Annotated in this window: 20 protein-coding genes; 4 read left to right on the forward strand and 16 right to left on the reverse strand. The window is 59.9% G+C overall.

Annotated features, from left to right (window positions below):
• Nucleotides 1-1,477 (reverse strand): type IA DNA topoisomerase (locus JHD77_RS22860; protein WP_199506533.1); only part of this gene is annotated, 1,477 nt, incomplete at its 3' end.
• A 305-nt stretch (nucleotides 1,478-1,782) separates the two neighbouring features.
• On the opposite strand from JHD77_RS22860, the gene vapB reads away from it, so the two are divergent.
• The 4 genes from vapB to JHD77_RS22880 are packed head-to-tail and all read left to right on the forward strand — an operon-like array spanning nucleotide 1,783 to nucleotide 2,880.
• The gene (gene vapB, locus JHD77_RS22865) at nucleotides 1,783-2,025 is read left to right on the forward strand and encodes a type II toxin-antitoxin system VapB family antitoxin (RefSeq protein ID WP_170869361.1); all 243 of its coding nucleotides are present in this window, start codon (nucleotides 1,783-1,785) and stop codon (nucleotides 2,023-2,025) included.
• Nucleotides 2,025-2,435, forward strand: coding sequence for a type II toxin-antitoxin system tRNA(fMet)-specific endonuclease VapC (gene vapC / locus JHD77_RS22870; RefSeq protein ID WP_003134109.1), 411 nt, complete (start codon nucleotides 2,025-2,027; stop codon nucleotides 2,433-2,435). The genes vapB and vapC overlap by 1 nt, the downstream gene beginning before the upstream one ends.
• 15 nt (nucleotides 2,436-2,450) lie before the next feature.
• Complete coding sequence (locus tag JHD77_RS22875) at nucleotides 2,451-2,612, forward strand: hypothetical protein (RefSeq protein WP_191519260.1); 162 nt, start codon at nucleotides 2,451-2,453, stop codon at nucleotides 2,610-2,612.
• Between the two features lie 49 nt (nucleotides 2,613-2,661).
• Nucleotides 2,662-2,880 carry a hypothetical protein gene (locus tag JHD77_RS22880; protein ID WP_023083218.1) on the forward strand — a complete coding sequence of 73 codons (219 nt, stop codon included), beginning with the start codon at nucleotides 2,662-2,664 and terminating at the stop codon, nucleotides 2,878-2,880.
• A gap of 65 nt (nucleotides 2,881-2,945) precedes the next feature.
• On the opposite strand, the gene crpP is transcribed toward JHD77_RS22880, so the two are convergent.
• From crpP to JHD77_RS22960, 15 genes are all read right to left on the reverse strand, one after another.
• On the reverse strand, nucleotides 2,946-3,143 hold the full coding sequence (gene crpP / locus JHD77_RS22885; protein ID WP_191519259.1) for an ICE-associated protein CrpP: 198 nt from the start codon (nucleotides 3,141-3,143) through the stop codon (nucleotides 2,946-2,948).
• A 498-nt stretch (nucleotides 3,144-3,641) separates the two neighbouring features.
• On the reverse strand, nucleotides 3,642-4,130 hold the full coding sequence (locus JHD77_RS22890) for a single-stranded DNA-binding protein (protein WP_023104904.1): 489 nt from the start codon (nucleotides 4,128-4,130) through the stop codon (nucleotides 3,642-3,644).
• Between the two features lie 13 nt (nucleotides 4,131-4,143).
• Nucleotides 4,144-4,674 carry a DUF3158 family protein gene (locus JHD77_RS22895; protein WP_121372660.1) on the reverse strand — a complete coding sequence of 177 codons (531 nt, stop codon included), beginning with the start codon at nucleotides 4,672-4,674 and terminating at the stop codon, nucleotides 4,144-4,146.
• A 5-nt stretch (nucleotides 4,675-4,679) separates the two neighbouring features.
• Nucleotides 4,680-5,408, reverse strand: coding sequence for a PFL_4669 family integrating conjugative element protein (locus tag JHD77_RS22900; RefSeq protein ID WP_009315862.1), 729 nt, complete (start codon nucleotides 5,406-5,408; stop codon nucleotides 4,680-4,682).
• A 156-nt stretch (nucleotides 5,409-5,564) separates the two neighbouring features.
• A complete protein-coding gene (locus tag JHD77_RS32440) occupies nucleotides 5,565-6,077 on the reverse strand; it encodes a hypothetical protein (protein WP_223697281.1) in 513 nt (170 codons plus the stop codon).
• Nucleotides 6,074-7,399, reverse strand: a complete 1,326-nt coding sequence (locus tag JHD77_RS22915; RefSeq protein ID WP_191519258.1) for an STY4528 family pathogenicity island replication protein — start codon at nucleotides 7,397-7,399, stop codon at nucleotides 6,074-6,076. The genes JHD77_RS32440 and JHD77_RS22915 overlap by 4 nt, the downstream gene beginning before the upstream one ends.
• Nucleotides 7,396-8,151 (reverse strand): DUF2857 domain-containing protein, encoded by a 756-nt coding sequence (locus JHD77_RS22920; RefSeq protein WP_009315870.1) that lies wholly within the window; start codon nucleotides 8,149-8,151, stop codon nucleotides 7,396-7,398. Before JHD77_RS22920 ends, JHD77_RS22915 begins: the two co-directional genes overlap by 4 nt.
• Before the next feature lie 27 nt (nucleotides 8,152-8,178).
• Nucleotides 8,179-9,921: a ParB family protein gene (locus JHD77_RS22925; protein WP_191519257.1), complete on the reverse strand. Its 1,743-nt coding sequence runs from the start codon at nucleotides 9,919-9,921 to the stop codon at nucleotides 8,179-8,181.
• A complete protein-coding gene (gene tprA, locus JHD77_RS22930; protein WP_009316384.1) occupies nucleotides 9,918-10,172 on the reverse strand; it encodes an ICE element conjugation transcription factor TprA in 255 nt (84 codons plus the stop codon). Before tprA ends, JHD77_RS22925 begins: the two co-directional genes overlap by 4 nt.
• A 2-nt stretch (nucleotides 10,173-10,174) precedes the next feature.
• A complete protein-coding gene (yejK, locus tag JHD77_RS22935) occupies nucleotides 10,175-11,191 on the reverse strand; it encodes a nucleoid-associated protein YejK (protein ID WP_191519256.1) in 1,017 nt (338 codons plus the stop codon).
• Entirely contained in the window at nucleotides 11,191-11,424 is a 234-nt protein-coding gene (locus JHD77_RS22940) for a hypothetical protein (RefSeq protein WP_191519255.1), read from the reverse strand. The genes yejK and JHD77_RS22940 overlap by 1 nt, the downstream gene beginning before the upstream one ends.
• Nucleotides 11,417-11,911 (reverse strand): hypothetical protein, encoded by a 495-nt coding sequence (locus JHD77_RS22945; RefSeq protein ID WP_191519468.1) that lies wholly within the window; start codon nucleotides 11,909-11,911, stop codon nucleotides 11,417-11,419. Before JHD77_RS22945 ends, JHD77_RS22940 begins: the two co-directional genes overlap by 8 nt.
• Entirely contained in the window at nucleotides 11,904-12,161 is a 258-nt protein-coding gene (locus tag JHD77_RS22950; RefSeq protein ID WP_121286401.1) for a hypothetical protein, read from the reverse strand. Before JHD77_RS22950 ends, JHD77_RS22945 begins: the two co-directional genes overlap by 8 nt.
• Nucleotides 12,158-12,685: a hypothetical protein gene (locus tag JHD77_RS22955; protein ID WP_057389190.1), complete on the reverse strand. Its 528-nt coding sequence runs from the start codon at nucleotides 12,683-12,685 to the stop codon at nucleotides 12,158-12,160. Before JHD77_RS22955 ends, JHD77_RS22950 begins: the two co-directional genes overlap by 4 nt.
• Nucleotides 12,675-12,860 carry a hypothetical protein gene (locus JHD77_RS22960; RefSeq protein ID WP_079752170.1) on the reverse strand — a complete coding sequence of 62 codons (186 nt, stop codon included), beginning with the start codon at nucleotides 12,858-12,860 and terminating at the stop codon, nucleotides 12,675-12,677. The genes JHD77_RS22955 and JHD77_RS22960 overlap by 11 nt, the downstream gene beginning before the upstream one ends.
• Between the last annotated feature and the right edge of the window lie 239 nt (nucleotides 12,861-13,099).

The raw sequence follows: 13,099 nt of genomic DNA on the forward strand, positions 1-13,099 counted from the left end.
TGTCGATGATGTTCTTCACGATCGAGGCGTAGGAGGATGGCCGGCCAATCCCGCGGCGCTTCATCTCGCCCACCAGGCTGGCATCGGTGAAGCGTTTGGGAGGGGTGGTTTTCTTCTCCAGGACCTCGCCGCTGTAGACCTTGAGTATCTGGCCTGGCTCCAGCGCCGGGATGAGGCTTGAAGGCGTTTCGTTCTTTTGCTCCTCGGCATCATCGCCCTGCAGCAGTTTTCTCCAGCCAGGCACGTTCAACAGTTTTCCTTTGGCGCCGAAGCGCAGCGGCTTTTTGTCGGGGCCGACGCCCAGGAGGGTGATGGTTTTCACTGCGTACACGGCAGCTTCGATCTGGCTGGCAAGCGCGCGAACTCGAATGAGCTGGTACAGCGCCTGCTCATCAGCAGTTTCACCGGCGGAAGCGGCCATCCAGTCGGTAGGGGTGATGGCGGGGTGGCTTTCCTGAGCGTCTTGGTCCGCTTTGAACATTCGCTGTTGCTCTACACACTTCAGCCCCAAGGCTTTGGCGACAGCACGGATATCCGGCATCGAGTCCTTCGAAATATTGGGGTTGTCCGTTCGGTGGTAAGTGATGAGCCCCTGTTCATACAGCCGCTGGGCTACTTTCATCGTCTTGTCGGGTGACCACTTCAGTGCATTTCCGGCTGCCATCTGGAGCGAAGAGGAAATGAACGGCGCCGGAGGCATATCGGTTTCTTCGCCATCAATGCAGGTCTCGACGATCACATTGCGTATAGCCCCCGCCAGTTCTGCGAGTTGACGATCCTGGACATACGGGAACTCCTTGCTGGCAAACGTGGGCACTGGATCCCACTCCGCCTTCCAGGTGCGGCCGTCGCTGGGCGAAACGAAGGCCAGTTCCACCCCGAAGTGCTTGATTGCTGTGAAGGCGCGAATCTCTCGCTCTCGCAGGACCACCAGGTACACCGCGACGGACTGCACGCGCCCGGCGGTGGTTGGTCTGCCCATCACGCGCCGCAACTCTGGCGTGACCAGATACCCCACCAGACGATCGATGACGCGACGGCATTCCTGCGAGGCGACCTTCGGGAGGTCCAGGCGACGCGGCGAGCTGAGCTCGGCGCTGATGCACGACTTGGTGATTTCCTTGAAGGCAACGCGCTTGTAGCTCTTGATCCCAGCAGCCTGGAGGATGTGCCAGCCGATGCTTTCGCCTTCCCGATCCGGGTCGGATGCGACGTAGACTTCCACGGCTTTCTGCCGCAGCTCCTTCAGCCGTGCGACGGTTTTTTCCTTGCCTGAGAGGATCTGGTAGTGCGGTTTGAAATCCTGGCCCACGCCGACGGTGAGCATCTGCGGATCCTGGCCGTGAACGGGTAGGTCTCTGATGTGGCCGGCTGTCGCCTCGACCTGCCAGGTCACGTCGGGACGAATGGAGGGGAGAAGGGACCGCAGCTTTTTCAGCTTGCCCGGGGCTTCAATGATTACAAGTACAAGGTGCATCGGCGGAATCTCTCGGAACAGTCGGTCGAACTGTCGCGATCAGAGAGCGGGCCAACAATGCGAAATGGACGGTGCGCTGTTGCAGTTTTCGAGAGGAACTGAAGGGTAAAGTCATCATAAATCGAGCTGCTGTTGCTGCTCCTGGGCAACGGGCACACCTGCCTGGACCATTCCAAGACCTAGCTTGGCTTGTGTCAGGACGCCATTCGGCGGGCCTTCGAGGTCGCGTTATAAAGCCATTATCGTATATCCCATTGACATATCCCGAGAGGTGAATACTATGGGATATACGTTTGATATATCCCATGAGGTGTGTCGTGGAACAAGGTTCTGTTTTTCAGAGCAATCGTAGCCAGGCCGTAAGACTGCCCAAGGCCGTCGCGCTTCCTGATGACGTTAAGCGTGTGGATGTGGTCGCTGTGGGGCGCGCCAGAATCATCACGCCTGCCGGCGAGTCTTGGGATAGCTGGTTCGATGGCGAGGGCGTTACTGCCGACTTTATGGCAGAGCGTGAACAGCCTGCCGATCAGGAGCGCGAGACTTTCTGATGCTCAAGTTCATGCTTGACACCAACATCTGCATCTTCACCATCAAAAACCGCCCGCAAGAGGTGCGCGAGGCGTTCCTGCGCCACCACGACCAGATGTGCATCAGCACCGTGACGCTGATGGAGCTGATCTACGGCGCAGAGAAGTCCTCGAACCCCTCGCGCAATCTTGCAGACGTGGAAGGCTTCGCTGCTCGTCTGGAGGTGCTCAAGTACGACCAGGAAGCTGCCGCCCACACCGGCCAGCTCCGCGCTGAACTGGCCCGCCTCGGCAAGCAAATCGGCCCCTATGACCAGATGATCGCCGGGCACGCCCGCTCTCAGGGCCTGATCGTGGTCACCAATAACCGCCGCGAGTTCGACCGCGTACCCGGCTTGAGAGTTGAGGATTGGGTCACCCCAATCGTGTAGCCGAGGAAAACAGGAGTGGACAAGTTCACAAGCGTTCCCGAGATCGATGGCCTGTTTTGGTACTTCGAGAACGGTGTCTCCGAGCCTTTCCCGGTGCTGATCAACCAGGCGAAGTGGGGAAGGAAATTCAAATCGTTCAACGGCGCTGAGCAGTCTTGGCTCCGTGACGGCGAGTAACTGGTTGGCCCGCAGCCCACTCCGGCTGCTCAGTAACGAGGAAGCCAGCATGGCTACAAAGGATCACGAATTCACAGTAGGCAAAGGACAAACGATCTGGGCCGGAAAGTCCCACTACCCCGACCTAGTGCGTTTAGTTGTTCCGAAGGATCAAGCAGTTGCCCTGGCACATAAGATTCTCCGCGCCTATGAGCTGGCCCGTCCCGAAGACATGTACTTGGATGAAATCCCCCTTTATGGGGAGTTGGAACCCCTGGACGACGAATAAGTAGGACAAATGTCCATCTGCCAGGTCTCGCCGGGAAGAACCGAGGGGAAAAGGGAGCTCAGCTTTCAGAAATCGAGCTGTTGTTGCTGCTCCTGAGCAAACCCTTTCAACCAGGACGCCCGCATCGCAGGATGACTGTAGGGGCAGTCGAACACCCGTAGCCCTTTCCGCGCGGCCTCAGCACCAATAGCCCGTACAGTCCGGTGGGGATCGTTGAAGTGTCGTCTGTCCTGCTTGTCGGTATCGGTCGCTCTCTTTGACACACTGCACCTCGTACTGGTCGAGATTTCCGAATCGGAAGCCCTTGCCACCAGAGACTTCACGAACGGGCGGCCAAAATTAAGGATGCTGGTTTATCAGCTTTTGCCGGCATAACTGTTCATTGCGGTTGCTCCAGTCGCTGGAATGCTTGTCGAGGCTGTGGGCGGCGAAGAGAGGTTCTTGCCACCTGCAACTTCACGAGTGGGCGCGGAGAATTAAGACCGGCGTTTCACCGTCGCGTCGGCAATGCCTTGGGCCATCCGTATGAAGGCTGCGCGATCTTCTTCCTCCATAAGCGCCATGCACTTCAGTACGGAGCTCTCGTCGGCGCTGAGGGGAGGCCTGGTCAACGGCTCTGGGCAATGTGAACCTGCTTGGTCATCTTTCCTGTTCATGGCGGATTTCCTGTCGGGCGAGTCTTTGTAGAGGCTGCGGGCGACGACGAGTAGTGCTTGCCACCCGCAGCTTCACGAATGGGCGGCCAAAAATTAAGCCACCTGCTACATGGGGATGTCGTCGTCGAAGGCGCTGTCGTAGTCCTGCTGCGAGTGCGCATCCTGCTGAGTAGGTTGCGGCGGCACTTGCCGAGACTGCTGATGCTGGGTCGCCTGGCCATTGGTCGACGGCAACAGGGTGACCTCGGCCAGGCGATGGGGAAGGATGGAAATGCGCGAGGCTTCGACCTTCAGCGCCTGGACTTCTTCGCCTGACTCTTTGTCGGGCCAGCGGTCCATGATCGCCCGGCCTTCGACCTTGACGCGCATACCTTTCGCGAACAGTTCGGCGAAACGCTGGGCATCCTGATGCCACCACTCGACGCTGCACCAGAAGCCGCCGCGATCCTTGTAGCCACCTTGGCCATCGGGAATCGAGTTGTCGAACATCACGTTCAGTCGCAGCAACTGCCGCGGGGGATTGTTGCCGTTGGGGAAGCTGCGGTGCTCCGGCGCCGAGCCAATGTTGCCTTCCCAGAAGACGGGGGTAGCCATGATGAATCTCCAGTCAGTGGTGGTTGGTGCTCTGCTGCAGTCGGCCCATGAACTCGGCCTCGGCCTGGCCCATCTTTTCCGCGCACTCTGCGGCCTGCTTGCCGATGGAGTGGATCAGGCTGATCTGCATGTTGAGGGTGATGCGCTGCAGCTCCATCTCGTAGAGGTCTTGCAGCAGGTATTCCGGGGTCCTGTCCTGGCGCAGCATTTCCACCCACACCCCGACGCCCATCCGCCGGGTTGCAATGTGCTGCCAGCGAAGAAAGGTTGTGTGGGCGGATGTGCGCTGCTCGATGAGTCGGGTGGGCAGAAGAGTGAAGGGAGGGCGACGAACCTGGGCCAGCAGTCCCTGGGCAAGTTCACGCAATCCCTGCTCCAGGGCTTCGCACTGTTCCGCCAACTGGGCCAGCTCCCTATTACCTTTAAAAGGCTTTAAAAGGCCTTTTAGTGAGGCACTGTGTTGCAGCGCCTGGAAGGCAGTTTGTTGCAGTGGGCGGAAGGCACTTTGTTGCAGAGCGCCTTGCTGGTCCTTGAGCTGCCGCATTCCGATCAGTCCTCGAGCTCGACACGGTCAGCGTCATCATCGGCATCACCGTCAGAGCGGCCCCGGGTGATCGGCGGAGCGAAGTTCGAGCGTCGAGTGCCCTCCAGGATGTCCTGCGGGATCTCGCCGAACTTCTCGTACATCTTCCGCGCGGCTTCGGCGCGAGCATTGTTTGCGGCGAAGTCGTCGCGAGTGGCGCCCGTGAACTGGTAGCTCTGGGCCAGACCAAAGAGGCTGCGCAGCACCGACGCGCCTTCGTCGAGCCAGACCTCCATGTCGCGGCGACCGACCAGCCCGACGTGCTGGGCCAGCAGGATTCGGCGGGCGAGCTCGTCATAGTTGGTCAAGAGATAGACCGCCTTGAAGCCGAGAGGGTTGGAGATGAACAACGGGACCTTGACCGGTGTGACGGACAAGTTCTCGGAGATATCGAGGGTCGCTGGCAGCTTGGCCATGACGTCATCCAGGCGCTGGTCGATGGCCTTGAGCGCGGCTTGGCAGCTCTCGACTTTTTCTTCGATCTGAACCAGCCACCAGTCGGAGTACGGATCGTCCAGTGCTGCCCCGCGGTGCATGCGATTCACGTAGGCGCAGAAGCCGCTGAGGCCGAGGATGCTGTGCTTGGCATCCGACTTCTGCCGGCCGGTCCAGATGCGGGCGGCGTGATAGGTGTGAAGCGTCAGGGCGACATCGCTGCGGAGAGAGCCGATCTGAAGCCGATGGGTTTCAGCCATGGTGCAGTGTTCCTTTATAGGGAAGGGGTTCGGCCACATCGTGCTGATTGGGGTAGGAGCGCGCAGTAGGAAATACACGGTTTGCCGCTGGGGTATTTCCGCTGGCAGTGCGGGTTCATCATCATCCCGCTTGCGGCTCATGGAGGTTGGCTTCCTTCAGCTCTTGGCCCCCTCAGGGGCGTTGTCTATCGCTACGTCGACGCAACTTTTGAGCTTGCCGAGCAGCTCGCTCAGTTCCTGCAGCTCCGTAAAGTCGATAGGACATTCATCGTTGTCGTTGAATAGGGTTGCCAGCCCTAGCAGCCGCTCGAATTCGAGTTCGTCCATAGGGGCATACACGATTGAGTCGCACATCTTTTCGGTTCCTATTGGGTGGGAGAAGTTGATAGCCCTCGGCGCCGAGGCCAGGACCTGGCAGAGTGTTTCGGGCCGAAACACCAAACGCACCGTCGGCACCGAGGTTGGTTCTTGGTGGAGTGTTGCCAGTGGCAACACCCAATTCCCCGTCGGCGCCGAGGCCAGGTCCGGCAGAGTGTTGCCAGTGGCAACACCCAACTCGCCGCCGGCGCCGAGGTCGGTTCCTAGCTGAGTGTTGCCAGTGGCACCACTCAGCTCACCGCCGGCGTCGCCCCAAGGGAAAATCACCTTACTCGACAGTGAGTATTTCATGGCTCATCACCCCGCTCGGATGGCACGCTCGATCCGTGCCTGGGCCGAATGAGGTCCTTGAGCCGGCTGAGGACCTCGCTCCCTGTCCGGGTATCCCCCTTCGGCTGAACCTGAGGCTGTGTAGGCGTTGTGGGGCTTGTTGGTGCCGGAGCACGACTGGGGCGTTCCGCTGCTGGGATGGTTCGTTCAGCCGTTTCTTCCGGAGCCCAAGAAGCGTTGAACTTTCCCTGGACTGCACGCTGGATGAGCGTCATGAGGTAGCCGAACGGATTACCGACGGTTCCGCCGGCACATCGGTGCTGCCACTGCTCGATGATGGGTAGCCGAAGATCCTCGGACACTCGTCGGAGCGCGCTTACCGCCTGGATCCGTTGCTCGGCCTCCAGTGCGTGCAAGAGGCCCTGCCAGTTCTGATGTGCTTCCTCGCGTGTTCGCGGTTGTACTGGCTTTTTACATACAGAATCTTGTTTGTATGTATACGTACTATATGAGTTCGGCATCCGAACCAAGGGCGTACTCGGCGGATTCTGTCTGGGTTCGGCATCCGAACTCAGCGGTAAAGCGCATTGCTTGCCGCTGATTTCACTGAGTTCGGCATCCGAACTCGGGGTTGAATGAGGTAGATCGGGCAGAGTTCGGATGCCGAACTCTGCCGCTGGATCCGCTTCGAGCTGACTATCGATAGCCCATTGCTGGTGGTTCAAGCGCCCCTCGAGCTTCTCCAGATGGGTTGGGAGGCGGCGACCAACGTCCGGGTCATCCCTGAACTCCCGCCAGGTGATCTGGCCGATTTCGCGTATGGCTCGGTTGCCGTGGCCGGTAGATTGGCTCAGCAACTGCATGTAGTCGGGGTCCAGCTCCAGGGCTTCTGCCGGGGATACCGGTTCGTCGTGGAGGATGTAGACGTTGCCCTGTACTTGCCCGTTGAGGTCGTTGCGGAGGCGTCGGCCGAGGCTGAGCCAGCGGGTCAGACGGAGGACCGTGAGTGCCTTGGCGATGGTTTCGCGCGAGGCGATCTTGCCCGGCTGCATGCCGAGATAAGGGCGCAGTTGCTCGTATGTCGGGAACGCGGTCAGCCCGTCGTCGTTGATGAGCAAGCGGAACACTTGCCAGCAGTTCCGCTCCAGCGGGGTGAGGCGTTTATCCAGCAGCAGGCGCCGAGGAACGGTTTCATGCGGGTTACCGCTGAAAATGATGCCGGAATGTTGTTGAGCCAGCGGTTCGCCGCTTTCGGCAGCAAGCCGCTTCTTATACAAATGGGCCTCGAGATGTCCCGAGGCCGAATCCAGCAGAGTCGAGATGGGAAAGCGCGACAGCCTCATGGTGCTGTGTCGCCTTCCGACTGAACCAGGTTCAGTAGTTGTTGACGTTCTGTTTCAGCGTCCACCTGTGATGCAGATTGGGGCAGGTGTGAACTGACGCTGGCAAGATAAAGGGTCGTCGGAGACCTGGGCTGACCTGCTTGGGCCTGACCCGATTTGTCAGACGAATAGAGTCCGTCTTTCAACCAGCTCTGAATGAGCGACCAAACTACGGCGAGGCTTATGAACTCCGGGCTGTCCTGATCTGTGCCGGCGTTGATTTCCTCGGTCAAGATCATGGCGATGTCGAGAAGCGCCAAGCTGTCGTCCAGGCTGACCTGGTTTTCTTGCATCAAGTGCTCCCAGCGATACCAGATCTGGTGTTCCAGTGTTCCGTCGAGCTGACGCCAGCGGCCCCGTCGGGGGTGTATCGCCATGATCAGCCGCTTGGTCGCAGTGTCTTCCGGCGATAGACCGAAGAAGCTCTGAATCATCGTGGTGGTAGCCCCGAGTTTGAGAGCACGCTCAATTTGCAGCTCCTCTTGCTGAGAGCGCTCGGCGGTGGCCAGGATTTTTTCCATGACGTCGGTGTTCACCCTCACCTCGACCCACGACACGGGGGTATTCGTCAGGAGACTCATGACGAACGGCTGTTGTAGCTGAGCCAGAATTTCTGGCTTCAGGCCCATTTCGGCGCAGCGTTTGAACTGCCCATTGCGCAGGTGGTTGATCACCTGCGTCAGGACCGCTTCATTGATCAACGACTTCGACATGTCGATCCCTCCCCAAATCGTGCGAAATCACTGGTCGGTGGCTGCTTGCTCGGAGGCGGCCGGCAGCAGCTCAAGGTCAACCAGGCGTCGGGCAAGACGAATTATCCGGAACAGTTTCACCAGGGCTTCGTCATTGAGACGGCCTGCCTGGCTGGATGGCTGATCGCCTGTGGTGGGTTGGCCCAGCAGCAACTGAGCGAGGCCAGCTGAGAATTGAAACTCGCCCAGGGCGTCGCGGCAGGTCTGCTGGTCGTGTGAATTCAGGACGACTTGGACCTGGCCGCTGAGCGCTTGAAGCAGCGTCATGAGGTGCAGCGCTGAATCAGTAATCTCATTGTCTTCATTGGGCTCGCGATACGTGTAACCCACACCGCCCTGGATCCTGACGATCTCGCCTGGGGCACCGACGTGCAGAGCGATTTCTTCAGCCAGATCAGCGATGTGCTGTCGCAGGATTTCGGGGGTGTCGATCGAACGCTCGATGTACCAGAGGTCGGTGATCGGGTGCAGGCCGCCGACTTGCACCGGGATTGCCTGCAGAGCTGTTTCCTCGAAGACAGGTAGATGTTCACCCTCGAGAGCGGCCAGCCGTTGGCGAGTCTGCTGGATCTTGGTGGATACCGGGCTCACGATATGACCTGCCAAGAGCTCAGCACGCTCCTCGTCGGTCAGTTGCTGCTGTTGTACAGGTAGCGGCGGAGTTGGCGGGGTAGAGGGATTACCCGGGAGGCTATTGGTCTTGGACGTTTGGAGGCCGGCAGCGGGGCTCTGTGATTGTGCTTGTCCAGTAGTCGACGCGGCAGGACTTTCCTGCCCTACTGGTGGGATTTCAGGTGGTGCGGCAGGTGCGGGCAGGTCGACCAGAGTGCCCCGGCGCTGTTCCTGCTGGCCGTTGGTGATCTCGAGCAGGACTTGGTCATAACGCAGGCCCAGGGGCCGCTTCATCTGGTCGATGAGTTCGTCCTGGAAACGCTCGAAAATGAATTCGTCAGGGCTACTGTCGAAGATCGCCAGAGTGTCCTGGAACATCATTTCGAAGTCGATCCCTTCACCGGCGTATAGACGTGTCCAGCAGGAGGATGCCGACTTTCTGAGTGACAGGAGTTTTTCGATTTGCGGTTTACCGAGCCCTGAATACAGCATCACAGGGATGGCTGGAAGCAGTATCTCAACGGCATCCAGCATCCTGCTGATGTGTGAGGGTGAAACAGGATAGCCGTCATCGGTGAGCTTCCGTGACAGCTCGCGGATGCCGACCGGTTCGCCTTTCTCCTCCTCATACCAGGCTTTCGCTTTCTGAATGCCCACGGCTCGCTCAATGAACTTGAGGTCACCCTTCAAATCGTTTTCGGCCAAGTGACCGGTCAGCGCGATGATTTCGCCGCGCTGCTTGTCCCAAGGCCTGAACAGGCAGTTGAAACGGAAGTAACGCTCGTCGCCGGTCTCTTTGTAGAGCTCGTTGAGAATTTCCAGGCGAGTGTTGCCGCCGTTGCGAATGCGGAATTTGTCTTCCCCAGGGCGTCGAGTCACTGGTGGCGGCGTATCGAGGCCTCGATGCCGGATCGATCCTTTCAGCTCATCGTATTTCGGGTTTCGAGTGGTCCGGGGGTTGTCGTGCCAGGGGAGGACCTGGTCGAGTGTCAGCACCATGGGCGTGTCGCTGATCGGGTCTGACAACTGCTCCAGAACCGGCGGCGCGGTGAAACCTGGGGCAAGTAGCCGGTCTTTCAGATCTTGCAGATCTTGCGGGTTTATCTTGGCCATCGTCATGCCTCCGCCACCTGAACCTGAGGCGTGTTCGCCGCAGCCAGCTCTGCCTGCAGACGCTGGTTCTTGGCGAAGAGCTCGTCGACCATTCGGTTTGCTCGCGCGAGTTCTTCTTCGAGCTCGTTGCTGCGCTCCAGCCGGTAGACGATCTCGCTGTTGGCCGAGCGGTGGTTATGCGCGGCTTTTTGCTTTAGCTGATCGCGCAAGCCCAAGGGCATACGGACAACGAACTTATCTTCGGTTTCTCGGGCCATGGTCATTCTCCAATTTGGGCCTTGCGCCGCTTGAGCTGGTCGCGGAGTTGAGTGGGGAGACTGCTGATCCGCAGCGTGTCGCGCTCCTCGTCGTACTCGATTCTGGATCCCAGCAAGTGCGCCTCGAAGCTGATCGACAGGCCTTCGGCGCGGCCGGTGAAGTGGCGGAACTGGTTGAGGGTGCGCTTGTCCGCCGGGATTTCCGGCGACAGGCCGTAGTCCTTGTTGCGGATGTAGTCGTAGAACGCCCGCGGTTGCTGCTCGTCCATCAGTTCCGAGAGCGCGTCGAGGGTCATCGGCTCGCCGATGCGCGCCTGGGAGGTGGCGTAGTCGACCAGCGTCTCGGTCTTTTCGCGGGCCTGTTCCTCGGCCATGTCCTCGCTTTCCACGAAATCGCTGAAGGCTTTCAGCAGGGTGCGCGTCTCGCTCGGCGAATCCACCCCTTCCTGGCAGCCGATGAAGTCGCGGAAATAGTCGGAGACCTTCTTCCCGCCCTTGCCCTTGATGAACGAGATGTACTGCTTCGACTGCTTGTTGTTGCGCCATTCGGAAATATTGATCCGCGCGGCCAGGTGCAACTGGCCGAGGTCTAGGTGGCGCGAGGGGGTGACCTCCAGCGACTCGTTCACCGCCACGCCTTCGCTGTGGTGCAGCAGGGCGATCGCCAGGTAATCGGTCATGCCCTGCTGGTAGTGGGCGAACAGGACGTGGCCGCCGGTGGAGAGGTTGGACTCTTCCATCAGCTTCTGCAGGTGCTCCACCGCTTCGCGGCTGAAGCCGACGAAGTCGCGGCCGCCGTCCAGGTACTCGCCGAGCCAGCCGCTGAACGGGTAGGCGCCGGAATCGCCGTAGAAGAAACCCCAGGCCTTGTTCTTGGCGTTGTAGCTTTCGTTGAGGTCGGCCAGCAGGTTCTCGGTGGCCTGGGAGTCGCCCAGTTCGGCGTCGCGCGCGTGGAGCACGGCCGGGGTGCCGTCGGGCTTCTTCTCGATCAGATGGACGATGGCGTGTTTGATAGGCATCAGAAAGACTCCTGGTTCAGGGAACGCTGCCTGTTGGCTCGACGGAGCAGGGCGCGGGCATTGAGCTCGCCGCGTGCGTCGCTTGGCGTGGAAGAGATGATGATCGAGGCGCAGCCGATCTTGCTGAGCTTCAAGTGGCCGCCGGCGGAGCGGTCGACGCTCCAGCCTTCGGCTTGAGCGAAGGCCACCAGCCGGCGGACGCTTTCCCGGGCGCCGCGAAGGAAACTACGCATCAGTGGTCTCCTCGCTGTTGAGCTGCAGCCAGGTCTCCATCTCTGCCAGGGAGCGGGGAAGGCTGTCGGTGGCAGCAGCAGTCAGGAGGCGTTTCACCAGCTCCTGAAGGCAGCGACGATCGTTCTGTCGGCTGCAGGCCAGGTCGTCATGCGCGGAACGCAGCATGCGGACCTCTGTGCGCAGTTGAGTGCATACGTCGTCAGTTGCTACTGGTGCCGTTGACGCGATAGGTGACCGCGACCGTGTCCTGAGGCGGTTTTCCCACTCTTCCCTTGCTGCCGAGAAGCGATGGCCACGACCTACACTCCAACCGCTGGTCCAGTAGCGCGACTTTCCGCAGTCAGGGCAGGGCTGTGCGCCGCTGCCATCCAGGTGATAGCCGCAGTTCAGACAGATCCACGAAGGACCTTCACGCAACTTGAGCTCAAGCATCAGCTCGACTTTCTGGAAGTGCTCGAGCGGCCGGTAGGCAGTGACGTCAGGCATCGTGCGCTACCTCCTTGGGATTTCTACAGGACAGCGACCAGCGGCTCTCGATGCGCTTTTCGTGGTCGCCTGCCTGTGCCGGCATACGGGTGATGTATGCGTTGTCCTCGCCAAACAATCGTTCGGCAAGGCGGGAGGCTGCCACCTTGTCGCTCCAGGTGCAGGTCGCACGCTGCTTCTGAATGGTATTGGTCCAGAAACCGGCGCCATCGAACTTGACGATGCACTGATAGGTCTGGGATGCCTTCATGATTCGGCCTCCTTGCTGAGTGCATCACCGACCTGAACGGCCACCAGTTCGGGCAACTCCGGCTCATGCCCGGGATAGTTGTTGGCCAACTGATGCAGGAACTCACGCGCGGCGTCCTTGCTGCCTGCAATGCGGAACACGGCGGTGAGGTGCTGGGAGTCCTGAGTGCCGCAGCAGAGGTGCGGCACCAGGCTCACTTTCAGCGAGCAACTGAACAGGTGTCGCGGGATCCATACCGACCAGAAGTAAGCCGAAAGCAGTTGCCCCGGAGCGCGCGTAGTGACCACCAGGGTCCCGGCCTGGGTGGTCGAGATTTCGATGTACCCCAGTTCCTCCAGCTCACGAAGCTCTCGCTCCATCGAACTGGGCGCGACCGTGCTCTCGTCCCGCGAAAGGCGTGAGATCACTTGGCTGAGGGCGTCCAGCTCGATCGGATTGACCCCAACATGATTGGCATGAACCACCGCCGAGTCGGTGAACGCGGCCGAGGCCTGGATGCTCGGAAAGCGGGCTTCAGTGTTCATTACGGACAGCCTCCAACTGATGGACGTCGTAGCTTCCGCAGCAGGGACAGACCACTACCTCGGCTTCACCTTCCGGGGTGTTCTCTGCGGGAAGAACCTGACGAACCAAGTGGTGTGGGTGGTGCTGACCGCAATTCATGCACTGGTGGGTGACCAGGTGCTGGGAAGTGTTCATGCATGGGCTCCTTGCCGGCGTGGGCCGGCAACTGGCAGCGGAAGATGAGATGAAAAATGAGGTTGCAGGACCGGTAGCGCTGAAGGCGTGACGGTCGCTGCTAAAAGGGAGCCGGACGCATCCGGTGGTAAGGTTGGCGTCGCCAAACAAACCCACCCAGACCACAGGAGGTCCGGCATGAATGGAGACAAAATCGGGACGTCACAGGCCGTAGAGTCGTATGAACGCACACTCTCCCG

Source organism: Pseudomonas sp. P20, assembly GCF_016463925.1.
Classification (GTDB): domain Bacteria; phylum Pseudomonadota; class Gammaproteobacteria; order Pseudomonadales; family Pseudomonadaceae; genus Pseudomonas; species Pseudomonas aeruginosa.